This window comes from Morganella psychrotolerans (genome assembly GCF_965118875.1).
Classification (GTDB): domain Bacteria; phylum Pseudomonadota; class Gammaproteobacteria; order Enterobacterales; family Enterobacteriaceae; genus Morganella; species Morganella psychrotolerans_C.
This window is the reverse complement of record NZ_CBCPJD010000002.1, coordinates 277,056-292,586: the sequence shown is the minus strand read 5'-3', so window position 1 is coordinate 292,586 and position 15,531 is coordinate 277,056. Positions and strand designations below refer to the sequence as shown.

At 43.3% G+C, this 15,531-nt stretch carries 12 protein-coding genes; 5 read left to right on the top strand and 7 right to left on the bottom strand.

Annotated elements, in window-relative coordinates; all coding sequences use genetic code 11:
- Positions 1-10 precede the first annotated feature (10 nt).
- Positions 11-688: a DUF421 domain-containing protein gene (locus ACMHKJ_RS04770; protein ID WP_413492360.1), complete on the bottom strand. Its 678-nt coding sequence runs from the start codon at positions 686-688 to the stop codon at positions 11-13.
- A gap of 405 nt (positions 689-1,093) precedes the next feature.
- On the opposite strand from ACMHKJ_RS04770, the gene ACMHKJ_RS04765 reads away from it, so the two are divergent.
- Together ACMHKJ_RS04765 and ACMHKJ_RS04760 are read left to right on the top strand one after the other, a co-directional pair.
- On the top strand, positions 1,094-1,630 hold the full coding sequence (locus tag ACMHKJ_RS04765) for a hypothetical protein (RefSeq protein WP_413492359.1): 537 nt from the start codon (positions 1,094-1,096) through the stop codon (positions 1,628-1,630).
- A gap of 531 nt (positions 1,631-2,161) precedes the next feature.
- Positions 2,162-4,162 (top strand): BCCT family transporter, encoded by a 2,001-nt coding sequence (locus ACMHKJ_RS04760; protein WP_413492358.1) that lies wholly within the window; start codon positions 2,162-2,164, stop codon positions 4,160-4,162.
- A gap of 60 nt (positions 4,163-4,222) precedes the next feature.
- Here the strand turns inward: ACMHKJ_RS04760 and hpaR are convergent, their stop codons facing one another.
- Positions 4,223-4,660: a homoprotocatechuate degradation operon regulator HpaR gene (hpaR, locus tag ACMHKJ_RS04755; RefSeq protein WP_413492357.1), complete on the bottom strand. Its 438-nt coding sequence runs from the start codon at positions 4,658-4,660 to the stop codon at positions 4,223-4,225.
- Positions 4,661-5,023: 363 nt separating this feature from the next.
- Between hpaR and ACMHKJ_RS04750 the strand changes: the two genes are divergently transcribed.
- From ACMHKJ_RS04750 to dtpB, 3 genes are all read left to right on the top strand, one after another.
- Positions 5,024-6,496, top strand: a complete 1,473-nt coding sequence (locus ACMHKJ_RS04750) for an NAD-dependent succinate-semialdehyde dehydrogenase (RefSeq protein WP_413492355.1) — start codon at positions 5,024-5,026, stop codon at positions 6,494-6,496.
- 206 nt (positions 6,497-6,702) lie between these two features.
- The gene (gene hpaC / locus ACMHKJ_RS04745; protein WP_413492354.1) at positions 6,703-7,227 is read left to right on the top strand and encodes a 4-hydroxyphenylacetate 3-monooxygenase, reductase component; all 525 of its coding nucleotides are present in this window, start codon (positions 6,703-6,705) and stop codon (positions 7,225-7,227) included.
- Positions 7,228-7,632: 405 nt separating this feature from the next.
- The gene (gene dtpB / locus ACMHKJ_RS04740) at positions 7,633-9,114 is read left to right on the top strand and encodes a dipeptide/tripeptide permease DtpB (RefSeq protein ID WP_413492353.1); all 1,482 of its coding nucleotides are present in this window, start codon (positions 7,633-7,635) and stop codon (positions 9,112-9,114) included.
- A 119-nt stretch (positions 9,115-9,233) separates the two neighbouring features.
- On the opposite strand, the gene ACMHKJ_RS04735 is transcribed toward dtpB, so the two are convergent.
- The 5 genes from ACMHKJ_RS04735 to ACMHKJ_RS04715 all read right to left on the bottom strand — a co-directional run bounded on the left by ACMHKJ_RS04735 (position 9,234) and on the right by ACMHKJ_RS04715 (position 15,521).
- Positions 9,234-10,217, bottom strand: a complete 984-nt coding sequence (locus ACMHKJ_RS04735; protein WP_413492352.1) for a fimbrial protein — start codon at positions 10,215-10,217, stop codon at positions 9,234-9,236.
- The gene (locus ACMHKJ_RS04730; RefSeq protein WP_413492351.1) at positions 10,214-10,966 is read right to left on the bottom strand and encodes a fimbrial biogenesis chaperone; all 753 of its coding nucleotides are present in this window, start codon (positions 10,964-10,966) and stop codon (positions 10,214-10,216) included. The genes ACMHKJ_RS04735 and ACMHKJ_RS04730 overlap by 4 nt, the downstream gene beginning before the upstream one ends.
- A gap of 11 nt (positions 10,967-10,977) precedes the next feature.
- The gene (locus tag ACMHKJ_RS04725; RefSeq protein WP_413492350.1) at positions 10,978-13,455 is read right to left on the bottom strand and encodes a fimbria/pilus outer membrane usher protein; all 2,478 of its coding nucleotides are present in this window, start codon (positions 13,453-13,455) and stop codon (positions 10,978-10,980) included.
- Positions 13,456-13,551: 96 nt separating this feature from the next.
- Positions 13,552-14,082, bottom strand: a complete 531-nt coding sequence (locus tag ACMHKJ_RS04720; RefSeq protein WP_413492349.1) for a fimbrial protein — start codon at positions 14,080-14,082, stop codon at positions 13,552-13,554.
- A gap of 863 nt (positions 14,083-14,945) precedes the next feature.
- Positions 14,946-15,521 (bottom strand): TerD family protein, encoded by a 576-nt coding sequence (locus tag ACMHKJ_RS04715; RefSeq protein WP_067367683.1) that lies wholly within the window; start codon positions 15,519-15,521, stop codon positions 14,946-14,948.
- Positions 15,522-15,531 lie beyond the last annotated feature (10 nt).

The following is a 15,531-nucleotide window of genomic DNA, read 5'->3' as shown; positions in this document are numbered from 1 at the left end:
GGCGCTCCCCTTACGGTTGTACCGGTTCACTGTGATGTCCGGTCATGCGCCCGTCCTTCATGACCACATTAATATTGCCGTCATAAAATTCAGCAAGAAACACCTCTTCGGGATTGTCGATACCAAGCTTTTTCAACCCGCTCTCCAGCCAGGCTTCATCATATCCAATCTGCTCCAGCTCGTTTTTACGTCGTACGCCATCTTTCATAATAATCACAGAAGGCATTTGTTTTTTATCACAAATTACTGTCAGCTGGCCATCCGGCTCTATTTGCGCATAATAAACGTCACTGAACGAATAAATCCCCTGAGAGTGCATTCTTGATGCAATATTTAGAATATCAATTTTATTTCGTTTTTCATGGATACTATCCATGATAAATAACCCGTTTTTTATAATGGGTATCGGATTACCTATCGCAACAGAACGAAAAAAATTAATATGCTTGCTAATCCAATTGACGGCACTGATAAAACTAACACCAATCAGTAGTAAAATAACATATTGTGCCAATGGAATACTGTCACTGTAGATAACACCGCCGATAATACCACCAAGCACAAAGTTACCAATAAAATCAACCGGTGTCATTTGTGATAACTGTGTTTTCCCGGAAATATTCATGTGCGTAATCACAATAATAAAACCAATGATAAACTTAACAATAACAAACAGATAATATGTCATAGACTTTCCTTAATGACGACACAATAAAAAGGCAATCATTATTACCACAGAACATATTGCAGAATCCGTTCTATTATACAGGGTATAATTTCTCTGGATTACTAATTAAATAAGAAAAATCATATACAAGCGAAATTTAGTTTTCTATGCTAAAAGGGACAATGATATAACATCATTATATCGGTTTGCAGATACATTGATTTAGTTTTATTACCCAACATCATTCAGATTGCAGGCAGGCGGCAAGGGAAGGCTAACGGGGAGCATACACCAGTATGTGACCCGGCAGGCTGAGCGTAGCCAACGAACCTGCAGTTTGAATGAATAAGGGTATAATGATATATCACAGATATCTTTCTATCTGTTCTGGTTATTTTACTCAACGTTTTCCGAAGAGGGTTAATCATGAAAAAGACATTATTAAGTTCACTGATCCTGGCGGGTGTATTTATTTTTGCAACCGGCTGTGATGACAGCAGTAAAACCGATCCTGCCGCGCAGAAGGCGCAGGAAGGTGCTGCACAGATTAAGGATGCAGCAGAACAGAAAGCGGGCGAACTAAAACAGGACGCCAAAAATGTCGCAAATGAAACTGAAAAGAAAGCGGATGAACTGAAGCAGGATGCAAAAGAGAAAACAGGTGCGGTCATCGATGATGCCAAAGAGAAAGCTGCCGATATCCGCAATGAAGCGGATAAAAAAGCCGGTGAACTGAAGAAAGAAGCAGACAGTATTCTCAGTGACGCCAAAGACAAAGGCGAAGACGCTAAAAAAGCCGCTGAAGAAAAAGTCGCTGAGTTGAAAAAAGAGGCAACTGACACAACAGAGGCCGCAGAGAAAAAAGCGGATGAACTGAAAACACAAGCCACAGAGAAAAAAGACGAACTGAAACAAGACCTGTCTGACAAACCCGGTGATGCACAAAAAGCGCTGAACCAGTAATAATCCGTAAAATAAAGACGAGCCGGAAAGAAATATTTTTTCGGCTTTTTTATTGCTTTATATCATCAGCTTCCCACCATATCGCGCCGGAATTCAGATAAAATATTTTCATCTTTTCCCGTAAAAAAGCCTGATAACTTGCCGCAGAGTGACATTTTTGGCACTATTACCCTCTTTTTTTTATCATTAAGGGGAAATTCATCCAAAATATCACTCCCGTTTTTATCTGTTTTTACCTGTCTGCATATCCGTAATTTCTGATATTCCCGCACACCTTTGTGCTGGTTTTTTTTATTTATCGCTACGCTGACGCGTACCGTTTTCAGAAGGAAAGTCCGACGCTTTAGTGCAGTGCATTCACCATTTTACTGCCGGCGTTATCTGCAACTGATATACCCTTATTCATTCAAATTACAGGTTCGTTGGCTGCACTCTGCCTGCCGGGTCACATAGTTTATCTATGCTCCCCGACTGTCCTCTCTTGCCGCCTGCCTGCATCTTGAATGACGTTGGGTAAAAAAGGAATAATTCATGAGTCATCAGGACACAGAACAACCTAAAAAAAATATTAAGATTAATCCACCCGTTTTTTTCACTTCCGCGCTTATTATTTTTCTGATCGTCGGCTTTGCCGCGTTATTTCCTCAGGTGGCAGAAACCCATCTGAAAGCACTACAGACAAGTCTGTTTAAAAATGCGAGCTGGTTCTACATTCTGGCTGTCGCCCTTATTTTAATGAGTGTCACTTACCTGGGATTATCCCGTTTCGGGGATATTAAACTCGGTCCCGACCATGCCCGCCCGGGATACAGTTATATCTCCTGGTTTGCCATGCTGTTCTCCGCCGGTATGGGGATCGGACTGATGTTTTTCGGCGTGGCAGAGCCTGTGATGCATTACCTTTCGCCGCCGGTCGGTACACCGGAAACAGTTCAGGCCGCGAAAGAAGCAATGCGCCTGACCTTCTTCCACTGGGGACTGCACGCCTGGGCGATTTACGCCATCGTAGCACTGATCCTGGCATTCTTTAGTTACCGCCACGGCCTGCCGCTGACACTGCGCTCCGCGCTTTATCCGATAATCGGCGACCGGATTTATGGCCCGATTGGTCATGCAGTCGATATTTTTGCGGTAGTTGGTACTGTATTTGGTGTCGCAACATCACTCGGTTTCGGGGTTTTACAGGTCAATGCCGGGCTGAACCATCTTTTCGGACTGCCTCAGACACAGACTGTACAGGTGATCCTCATTGTTATTATCACCTCCCTGGCAACCCTTTCCGTCGTTTCCGGGCTGGATAAAGGCATACGGATACTCTCCGAGCTTAATTTAGGGCTGGCGGTTCTGCTGCTGGCAATGGTTGGTATTTTAGGTCCGACCGTACTGTTGCTGAAATCTTTTGTTGAAAATACAGGAGGATACCTCTCCGAGATAGTCAGCAATACCTTTAATCTTTTCGCTTATGAACCTAAGTCAGATGGCTGGCTGGGCGGCTGGACCCTGCTCTACTGGGGCTGGTGGTTATCCTGGTCACCGTTTGTCGGTATGTTTATCGCCCGTATTTCCCGCGGGCGCACCATCCGCGAGTTTGTAACCGGCGTATTATTTGTTCCTGCCGGTTTTACCCTGCTGTGGATGACATTCTTTGGCAATACCGCGATTGATCTGATTAAAAACCAGGGTGCGACTAAACTCGCCACGGTGGTAAAAGAAGATGTCTCACTGGCACTGTTCCAGTTTCTGGAATATTTCCCGTTCTCCTCCGTTCTCTCTTTCTTTGCCATGCTGATGGTTATCGTTTTCTTTGTCACCTCGGCGGATTCCGGCGCGATGGTTGTTGACACCCTGGCATCCGGTGGTGATTCAAATACACCGGTCTGGCAGCGGATTTTCTGGGCGGGGCTGATGGGTGTGGTCGCGATCACACTACTGCTGGCGGGTGGATTGTCAGCGCTTCAGACAGTGACAATTGCCAGCGCTCTGCCATTTGCCGCTATTTTGTTAGTCTCTATTTACGGGTTGATAAAAGCATTGCGGATAGACGTCCATAAACGGGACAGCCAGCAGTTAGCCACCATAGCACCGACCGCCAGCCGGACACCGATCCCGTGGCAGCGCCGTTTGCGTAATATCGGCTACTTCCCGAAACGTTCGCTCGTCAAACGCTTTATCGATGAAGTGGTGTCAGAATCCATGGCATCCGTTGCGGCAGAACTGGATAAACAGGGAACGCCGAGCCACATTGATAACAGCCACGATAACCGGCTGACCTTTGAGGTGGATCTGGGTGATGATATGAACTTCCTGTATGAAACCCGCCTGCGTCATTACAATCAGCCCTCTTTTGCCTTATCCGGCCTGAGTGATGAAGAAAAAGATGATGAGCACCGTTACTACCGGGCCGAAATTCATCTTAAAGAAGGCGGGCAGGATTACGATATCATGGGCTGGAACAAGGAGCAGATTATTCACGACATCCTTGATCAATACGAAAAGCATATCCATTTCCTGCACTTAATCGGCAAGAAATAAACAAAACTGACGGCTGTTTTACCTGTGCCGCTGCTCTCTCTGAGCAGCGGCACAGGTATTTTATGGCTGCCCGTTTTCATTATTGCGCTGCGGGAGCGCAATCAGATCATCCAGCAACACATAAAGCTGCTCTACTTTCTCCGGCGTAAACTGCTGCTCCAGTGCCTGATAGCCGATTTCCACCTCTGCCTGCACCCGGTGATAGAGTGCAATTCCCTCTTCCGTCAGAGAGAGATAGAGCTTGCGTTGATCACTGAGCGGTTTCATCCGGTGGATAATGCCGGCCTTTTCCATCCGCGTCAGAATGCCGGTCAGGCTCGGGCGCAGAATACAACTTTTCTGCGCCAGTATATGGAAATCCAGAGACGGCGTTTTTGCCAGTATGCGGATAATCCGCCACTGTTGCTCCGTCAGCTGATGGGCTTTCAGTGTCGGACGGAAGTAGCCGAGGACCACTTCGCGTGCCTGTAAAAGGGCGATAAGTAATGATTCATGCATAATGGGTAATGTCTCCGCGATGTATCCGCATAATAAACCCTTATTCATTCAAACTACAGGTTCGTTGGCTACGCTCAGCCCGCCGGGTCACATAGTTTATCTATGCTCCCCGGAGGCCTGAGCTTGCCGCCTGCCTGCATCTTGAATGACGTTGGGTATAAACATCGGCGTTATCAAAAAAGGCGCAATTTTACGGGGAAACTGCGCAATAGGATATCCTCTGTTAGAATAAAAAGCATACCAGCCGTAAAGACCTAAAAGGACACCCCTTTTATTAACGCTATATTAACAATAAATCAATGGTCTTCTGCTCATATCCCTGTGCCCTCATCATCTTTTTGAGAAAATGCAACGGAGCTCCCTATGTTCACCTCATCGTTAACCGATCCTTCTTTCCTCCTGCTGCACAACGCAGGCTATATTAATGGTCAGTGGATTGATGCACAAAATAACGCCACATTTGATGTCACCAACCCTGCCACAGGCGCATTAATTACCCGTGTCAGCGACCTGGGTGCCGCTGAAACCCGTATGGCTGTTGATGCCGCTGAAAAAGCACTGCCCGGCTGGCGCAAGCTGACTGGTAAAGAGCGTGCACACATTCTACGTAACTGGTTTGATTTAATTATTGAAAACCGGGAAGAACTGGCGCAGATCCTGAGCCTTGAGCAGGGAAAACCCCTGACAGAATCCCGCGGTGAAATCACCTACGGAGCCAGTTTTATCGAATGGTTTGCCGAGGAAGGCAAACGCATTTACGGCGAAACCATACCTGCCACTCAGGCCGGTCAGCGGATAGTCACTATCAGGCAGCCGATAGGTGTGGTCGGGGCTGTCACACCGTGGAATTTCCCCAATGCCATGATCACCCGCAAAGTGGGTCCGGCACTGGCGGCAGGCTGTACCATTGTTTTGAAACCGGCAGCCGAAACACCGCTGTCTGCCCTTGCTCTCGCCGCTCTCGGCGAACAGGCCGGTATTCCGGCAGGCGTGTTCAATATTGTCACAGGTCTTGATGCCGCGGCTATCGGCGGCGAACTGACCACAAACCCGGTGGTGCGCAAAATCTCGTTTACCGGCTCAACACGCGTTGGCAAACTGCTGATGGCACAGAGTGCAGAAACCGTTAAAAAGCTCTCTCTTGAACTGGGCGGAAATGCGCCATTTATTGTCTTTGATGATGCCAATCTGGATGCTGCGGTTACAGGTGCGATGGCAGCAAAATTTCGCAACAGCGGACAAACCTGTGTCTGTGCCAACCGGATCTATGTTCAGGATGCGGTTTATGATGCGTTTGCCGCAAAACTGACCGCTGCCGTGAAAGCACTGCATATCGCCCCCGCAACAGATGAAAAGGCACAACAGGGGCCGCTGATAAATGACGCAGCTGTCCGCAAGGTGCGTGAGCATATTGCAGACGCGGTCAGCAAAGGGGCTACTGTGCTGACCGGCGGGAAACCGGCACCTCAGGGCGGATTATTTTTTGAACCAACCGTGCTGGCAAATGTAACTGCTGACATGATAGTCACCCGCGAAGAAACATTTGGTCCACTGGCGCCTCTTGTGCGGTTCACTGATGAAGCAGACGTGATACAGGCGGCGAATAACAGCGAGTTTGGTCTTGCGGCGTATTTTTATTCGCGGGATATCGGGCGCGTGTACCGTGTGGCAGAAGCCCTGGAAGCCGGAATGGTCGGCATCAATGAAGGCATTCTGTCCACTGAAGTCGCACCGTTCGGGGGAATAAAACAGTCAGGACTGGGGCGTGAAGGCTCCCGTCACGGCATTGATGATTATCTGGAGATAAAATATCTCTGCTTTGGCGGGATCAACTGAATCCGGATATATACCCTATTCATTCAGGGTGCAGGCGACAAACCTGCAGTTTGAATGAATAGGGTACACACACACCGCGGCTGACGGAATATGCAGCCGCATTTTCTGACTCTCCCTTGTTTTTCTGCCCGGCTATCATTAGACTGCGTATCATTCGCAATATAGCAACAATTGTGTCACATTTTATTTGCTCTTCAGGAGTTGGCATGTCTTTTGATAATTCCCGGTGTCTTCAGTTCCGCGACGCGATGGCTAATCTCTGTGCCGCCGTCAATATTGTTACCACCGACGGCGAGGCCGGACGCGCCGGTCTGACAGCAACCGCAGTCTGTTCCGTCACCGATAACCCGCCGACACTGCTGGTGTGTATCAACCGGAGCAGCGCACTCAGTGAGGTCTTTAAAACCAACGGCCGCCTCTGTGTGAATGTGCTCACTCATTCCCATCAGGCGCTGGCCTGTGACTTTGCCGGAATGACAGGGCTGAGTATGGATGCCCGCTTTTCAGGTGATAACTGGCAACCCGGTCAGCTGGGACAGCCCTGTCTGAATAACTCGCTTGCCAGCCTGGAAGGTGTGGTGACACAGGTTCAGGAAATCGGCACACATAATGTATTTATGGTTGAGATTGAAAACATTGATGTGCGCGGCCGGGGACACGGACTGATTTATTTTAAACGCGACTTCCGTGTGATCGAAACCAGCGAAGCCCTCTCTTCTGCCGTTGCCTGACACTCTCTTCTCAATATCCGTATTCGTTAACACTTTTTGTGTTAACGAATCGATATTCAACAGAAAAATGATTGTTATATTCAGGTATGTTTAATTTCGTGTGCTTTTCTCCCGCAGAATAATTTACCATCAATTTGGTTAATTACCCGTCAACAAAACCATTACCATGTAATTATTGATGTCAATCTAATGAATTTTATTTCAATTGTGATATTAATTATTGCAGTAAGTGTGATCTGCCTTTGAGATGCTTAAGCTGCAATATATTAGCCTAACGCCTTTGGCAAACACCCTGACAAATACGCAAACACTCAACTTTACACAACAGTTTATCTTTAGCGTTGCCTCCACAATGCCGGAAAAAATTTAGTGTAATGAATAATTATTAATAAGAGGCACTTAACCATGAGTAAACCCGCGCAGGCTGGTTTGTTTAACCAGCCTAAACCATTCTTCATGATTTTTATCGTGGAGCTGTGGGAACGCTTCGGCTATTACGGCGTGCAAGGCATCCTGGCCGTCTACTTTGTTCAGAAACTGGGATTCAGTCAGGAACAGGCTTTTATCACCTTCGGTGCCTTCTCGGCGCTGGTTTATGGTCTGATTTCTATCGGTGGTTACGTTGGTGACCATTTACTGGGAACCAAACGGACAATCACGCTCGGGGCTATCGTGCTGGCAATCGGTTATTTTATGACCGGCCTGTCCATCATGCATCCCGATCTGATTTTCTATGCACTGGGGACAATCGCTGTCGGTAACGGCTTATTTAAAGCCAACCCGGCCAGTCTGCTGGCGAAATGTTATCCGCCAAAAGATCCGCGTTTAGATGGCGCATTTACGCTGTTCTACATGTCTATCAATATCGGTTCACTGATTTCACTGGCGCTCGCGCCGGTCATTGCTGAAAAATACAGCTATACAGTAACCTACTATATTTGTGGTATCGGCCTGCTGGTCGCTCTGGCGGTTTTCCTGTTCTGTCAGAAAATGGTGCGTAATATCGGTTCAGAGCCGGACAGCAACCCTCTCAATTTTAAATGGCTGCTGATTGTTTTGCTGGGAACCGTTGCAACCGTGTTCCTGTGTGCATGGTTACTGCACAACGTCTCAGTCGCAAAATATGTACTGATTGCCGTTATTATTGGTGTTGTGTACTTCTTCTTCCGTGAAGCATTTAAATTGAAGGGCGTTGCCCGCAATAAAATGTATGTTGCGTTCGTTCTGATGCTGGAAGCCGTTATTTTCTACGTGCTGTATGCTCAGATGCCGACATCACTGAACTTCTTTGCTATTTATAACGTTCACCACACCATTCTCGGCTTTGAAATTAACCCGATCAGCTTCCAGGCACTGAATCCGTTCTGGATTATTGTCGGCAGCCCGATTCTGGCCATCATGTACAGCCGCATGGGTGCGAAGGGTAAAGATTTATCCATGCCGGCAAAATTCACCATCGGTATGTTCTGCTGTTCACTCGGATTCCTGACCGCTGCGGCTTCCGGTATGTGGTTTGCTGATGCAAGCGGCTTAACGTCCCCTTGGTTTATCGTACTGGTGTATCTCTTCCAGAGTATTGGTGAGCTGATGATCAGTGCGCTGGGTCTGGCGATGGTTGCAGCTTTCGTACCGCAGTACCTGATGGGCTTTATCATTGGTATGTGGTTCCTGACTCAGGCAACAGCGTATCTGATGGGCGGTTATGTGGCGACCTTTACTGCTGCACCTGAGGGTGTGACTGATCCGCTGCAAACATTGGGTATCTACACTGATGTGTTTGGTAAAATCGGTATTGCAACCTTTGTCATCGCACTGATTATGTGGGCAATTGTACCGAAACTGAACAAAATCATGAAAGACGACAGTGCAACCAAAAATCTTGCCTGATAACAGCAGCCTGTAATAATTAAGTGTTACATGCTGTTTACAGAACCCGGTGCATATACCGGGTTCTTTTATTATAAACGCCTGCATTCATCCCGGATTATTTAAAGTATCAAGTCGAATTATCGATATGAAAATTGGACATTTACCGTATTACTAAAAGAACCTTGTTTAATCGGTTCATTATTTCTATTAGATAACTCAGCACTATACTGGTAGTTACCCGGTATTTGTTGGGAGATAGTACCCTTATAATACTCTTGGTTAAATTGAACCTCCTGGCCCAAATTTTTATCCGTTATAACGGCTTGAAGTCCATTATCAAAAACCAAATATTTACTGTTCACCACCCCGCTGTTACTTTGGAATTTAACACTCACTTCCAATGCTGCCTGGCAGGTTGAAGCGGGGGTTAAGGTAATATCAAAATTCTCCTTAACCGTTTTACCATTGTTAAATTGGTCTGGCGTCAGCTCTTTAAAATCAACGACCTTATCACTCATGGTGACAATCGGTGTAGGGCAATAGTTAATTAATTTTCCAACAAGACGAATAGTATAGTAATCACCAATACGCTGACCAATACCATCCATATGGTAACCAATAATAAAATCTCCCGTATCAAAGGATTTTAATTCACCGGCCCCTCTTCTTAACTCAAAGGAATGCCATAGACCTATCCCATAATAGCCGGGATTCCAATACCCAATTAGCAATCGTGGTGTATTCAGTGCCGTAATTTCAACTTCATCAGGGCCATAAGCTTGCTGATAAACCCGGACACCATTTGACAAAAGGTATTCTTTTGTTGATAGCGGTGTTTGGTTATAAAACCAAATAGTTCTCTCTGCCTGAGAACCGGAAAAAGTACAATTCCACAGAACCACAGATCGACCTGAACCTAATACAGTTCCTGCAGGAATATCCCCGGGAATCATATTCATATCGATAGATATCAAAGGTAAAGGGTACCATGTATTCCCATTTCCCGGATCACAAATCACTCCGGCATAAGCTAAAGTTCCGGGAACCAGTAAAAATGCCCCCAACACGCCTTGTCTGACGTTCATTTTGAAGTTAGATTTTGCTTGATTGACTTGTTTCATTTATTTTTTGCCTGAGGTAGCAGCTGACAAAGCGGTGATGCACCACACTGATATTTGCTGAATTTTAACCCGCCAAAATCATCAATATAAGCAATTTCAAAACTACTCCATGATGGATCCTTTAACTTCACCGTTAAATCACTAAAAGGCGCAACAACAGTTTCAGGAAAATCGTTATCTTTGCTCCGATTGATATTCAGGTTAGTGATAATAATATTGTATGGTGTCGGATTAGTTAGTTTGACATTCCCGCCTTGCTTTATGACTGAAAGGTCACGTCGAAAATCATTATCCGCAGACATTTTATAATCAATACCTTTTGGGCGATAAAATAATTTTAATCGTGACTGAATCGTAAATTGAACCACACTGGATTCTTTTCCCTGAGGTGGAATACCTAATAAATTGAAATAGAATAAACTTTCCCTATCTTGTGGCAGTAAGTTCTGACCTTCCATATAAGTAATTTTTATCTGTTTTTTCTGTTTCGGACTTAGTTTTTGCAAAAAGGGCAGTGCAACCAAAGAGTTATTTAACTTCTCACCGTTTGGTTTTTCAATCCAGGTTTGCGCCAAAAATGAGGATGCACTGTCCTGATTTTCAATAACAACACTTACCCCTCCATCCTCTTCATTAAAAATAATGCGTGTTCTATCTAAGCCCAGCACAGCATGTGCCTGGCTCATCACACCAGATAATAAAACAACAAAAATTACTTTTTTAAATAGAGTCATTTTTTTCACCAACATTTTTAACCACCTTAGTGATTGCATAACGTAATATCACTGCTTCCGGTAAGAATGCTGTCTGCGGAGAAAGAACACGATTGGCCATCACCCCAGTTCACACTCATTTGATCGCCCATATTCAGCCCGGTTAAGTAGACAATACCGGATTCAGCAATAATGCCTGAGATTTTATCATTTGTTCCATTCGTTACCATAGCGCCTAACGGTGGATATTTACCATCAATAAGCTTTATACGCGTTATTAATGACTTACCGATATTGGCATTCATTTTGACATAACCGATAGCCCCATCAGTAAGTGTAGATTCAAGAATATTTTCTTCAATGTTGACATCATCCGGTAGTTTATTTATATCAATCTTATATTCCATATTATAGTAGGTTGGTACGTTGCTGATTGTCGCTATACCAAAGTTATTTGTGGTTGTATTCCCATTTTCAATCACAATTCCCCCTGCTTTAGGCACCTCAACAATTAAACGGGATTGGTCACGATAAGTTAAACGATGTGCAGAAATACCATGTTGTGTCGCTGTAACTGAACCACTCATTGCCACACTGGCTGAATTCATTGAATCTGACAACGAACCACTTATTTGCACCTGACCCAAATCACCACTATGAGAAACATAGGTGCTCACCACGCCATCGGATAAACTATCCTGCGTTGAAGCTGTTACACTATAATTGGTGTTATTATCCACATAATGGCTATAGTTTGCATTGTTAGTATAGCGATTATCCTTATCACTATAAGAAGCAAAATATGACACTGATGCATTTTTATTATCTGAACTTAATGGCTTACTGATTGAAAGATATATTTGATTATCTTTTTTATCATAACCATTACGTATCTGATTAAAAGATAACGAAATATTACCGCCTTTCATTATGCCTTCATCAAAAAACTTATTCATTCCTACACTAAAGTAGTTATTTTGCTTACCATTCCAATACGTTTTACGTGATGCAGTTATATTGGCACTTGCATTCATAAAACGTAACTGCTGAGCATGTGAAAGAGAAAAAACATGCTTATCTTTATTGATATCATTGAAACTATTGTCATCAAAATTTCGGTCAACAAAATTAGTCAGTGAGTTAAATGTCTGATCCGCAAAACGGTAACCCGTCAAAGTCAATTGACCATCGATACTGGGCAAATCTTTTGCGTAGTTAATACGATAGCTTTTTCCCTGCTCTCTTCCGGTCAGAACATCGGCATAGGATTGCGTTATATCAGCAGAAAATGCCCCTAAAAAACCAAGGTTTTGCCCTATACCTACGTTTAAAGCACGATATTTATTCCCTTGAGTTGCAACAAGCCCGCCGAATAATGACGTATTATTGAAAACCCCCAGCGAGGTTTCCATAGCAATAAAATTATCATCTGTATGATTACTGTATTTAGGTGCCAGCTGGCCTGCATTCAATTTATAGCGCACTTGCCCTTTACGGGTTAAGAATGGAATATTTGTCGTCGTAAATTGAAATGTTGTTTCCTGACCATTGTCTTCAGTGACGGTGACATCAACCGTTCCTATCACCGACTGATTAAGATCTTTTATGGCGAAAGGACCTGCGGGAACTTTAACCTGGTTAATGATCCGACCATTTTGGGATAACGTCACCGTTGCATTTGAGGCAGCAACGCCGGTAATTTGCGGCGCATAGCCTCTCAAATTCTGAGTCATCATACTTTCATCAGTGAAAAAACTCACGCCTTTGAAACGGACGCTATCAAATAAGTCAGATCTGATGAAAACCTCACCTACAAACAACTTTGCTGATAAATCAGCTACATCTCTGAATGCATACACTTGTTCCCAATCGAACCGGTTCTGTTTATCGCCATTAGGATCAATAAGTTTATTTTCGTACTGATAATTTGCACGAAAACGCCACTGTGCAACATTAGCGCCGATATTGCCAAATGTACTAATACTATGACTTCTACCGCTATTTTTTCTATAAAAATAGCTATTATTTACTGTGTAATCAAAAATCAATCCCACAATACCGCTATCACGCATCTCAGGACTAACCCAGGAAGAATAAACCAGATCAGTATATTTTTGTGGCATAGAAATAGTCAGAATTTGTTCGCTGTCATTAAAATCCACAGCCACATTAGGATCAAGAGAATTTAAGTTAACACAATCACTTTCTTGATCAGCAATTAATTTATCTTTTGCTTCATTTGTTAACGGGAGACGCTTTAATAACTCAGTAGTAATACAGGGTTTAATCAATCCATTATTATTAATAAACTTAATTTTTTCATTACGAATAATACGTTTATCATTAAATACAATATCTGTTTCGTACAAACCTTCACTTAAATTATTTTTTTCAAAATAACTTAAGTCAATGTTATCATCTGCCGATAAGTTAAGTGCTTTTATATTAAATGTCTCAGCATTAGAATGCCCGCAAAAAATAAGAAGCGAAATAAAATAACAAATATTTTTTTTCTTAAAACACATAAGATTACTCATTGTTATCATAATGAAAATCAATTGCCTTACCCAAGAATGGCGTAAGGCAATTAATTGAAAAAATATTAATTTACTATAAATTTATTATTCGTAGCTTAATACGTAATTTGCAACAGAATTGATAGAACCGGCAGTCGCTATGCCTGTCGCCTGAGCTTGAGCCGATAAAATAATTGTCGTTTCCGGCGTTTTCATACCTTGTTCTAAAGTATCACCTGGTTTAATTGTTTTACCTTCGTTATCGAAGAAAGCAACTGCAACGTTACCTGCACTACCCGTATTCGCCCATAAGGTTGCTTTATCTGAATCAGATAAACCATTAAAAGCAATTTGTACTTTAGAATAGTTAGTACCCGTTGATGCAGGGTCTAATTGACAATCTTGTAATTTTAATTCAAATGTATTTAATGGACCTACTTTACCATCTTCGGATAAGCTTGCTGCAGAGATACTACCTAATTCAACTTCCTTATTTACATCAGAAGGAGAAATAGTACATGCGCCACTATTTACAACACCTTTAAACGTAATTTTGCCGGAACCCGCATCAGCAGCAATAGCAGAAATTGAAGTTGTCGTTAACGTTAATAAAATTGCAATTAGAGTTTTATTCATTTCATATACCTTATTAATTAATGTTTTTTTGAAGTGTTTTGTTTTATAAAAGTAGCATGAATAATACTTATTATAAGTGTATATGAATATACTTAACTTGTGTATTTAACAGGTAGAGTGTAACAAAGCATATTCATCAAAAACATTAAGTCAGAAAAATGATAAGCAGCAAAAAAAAACCCGAATTTCGATAATACCTTCAGATTAATATTAAAAATTGACACGTAGAACATAAAAAACTCAAAATTTAACTTAACGACAAATAAAAAACAAGCCAAAGTGATTACAGTAAATATAATCTGAGAAAATAGTAATATGTTAACTGCGCTCCAATAATATTATTGGATATATTCGTTTACATTCCTACATAAATCCATCACAAGGAAATGTAATATCCGAATAAAACTGCAGCTATTTATAACATACAATTAAGCAATATTAAGATTTATTGTTAATAATTAGGATGTGCATTTTTTCGATCTATCCGGGAAAGTCCATCAGACCAAAATAATCTCTACACTGAACAACCGAATCATAAAGATAAATTATTCACGTATCCATTTTATCGGACTGCCGTGGCTATACCCTTTGCAGGTTCGTTGGCTACGCTCAGCTGGCCGCCTGCCTGCCTGCCTGCATCCTGAATGACGTTGGGTATATACGGTACGAATAAATTGACAGAATTTTAATTTATTACGGAGGATCGGTGCATATTCAATAAATCAGCGATAAAAAGTGAAACGATGAACCGAAATTCCATTCTAAGGCACCAGAGAGTAATCCCTGTCCCCGGGAGCCGTAAACAAAAATGCCCTGTCCGTAACGGACAGGGCATTATTACTGAAAATACCTGAAAACTACCGTCAGATATTCACGCCATGCTGTGCAGCTAATGCACCCAGACCACCGGCAAAGCCCTGACCAACGGCTTTAAATTTCCATTCCGCACCGTGGCGGTATAACTCACCGAAGACCATGGCTGTTTCTGTTGATGCATCTTCAGACAGATCAAAGCGGGCAATCTCAGCACCGTTATCATTATTACAGATACGGATGAAGCTGTTGCTGACCATACCGAAGTTCTGCTTACGGGCTTCCGCATCATAAATAGTCACGGAGAAAACCAGTTTTTTCACTTCAGCAGGGATAGTATTCAGGCTGATTTTAACCTGCTCATCATCACCATCGCCTTCACCGGTGCGGTTATCGCCCTGGTGTTCTACCGCGCCGCACGGGCTGGTTTTGTTGTTAAAGAAGATGAAATGACCATCGGATAATACTTTTCCGTCTTCACCTACCATGAATACAGAGGCATCGAGGTCGAAATCCTGACCATCAGTCACCCGTGCATCCCAACCTAACCCAACCATTGCCACGCTCATTGTCGGGGCTTCTTTCGTCAGCGATACGTTACCGCCTTTAGTAAGAGAAACTGCCATATTTTTGACT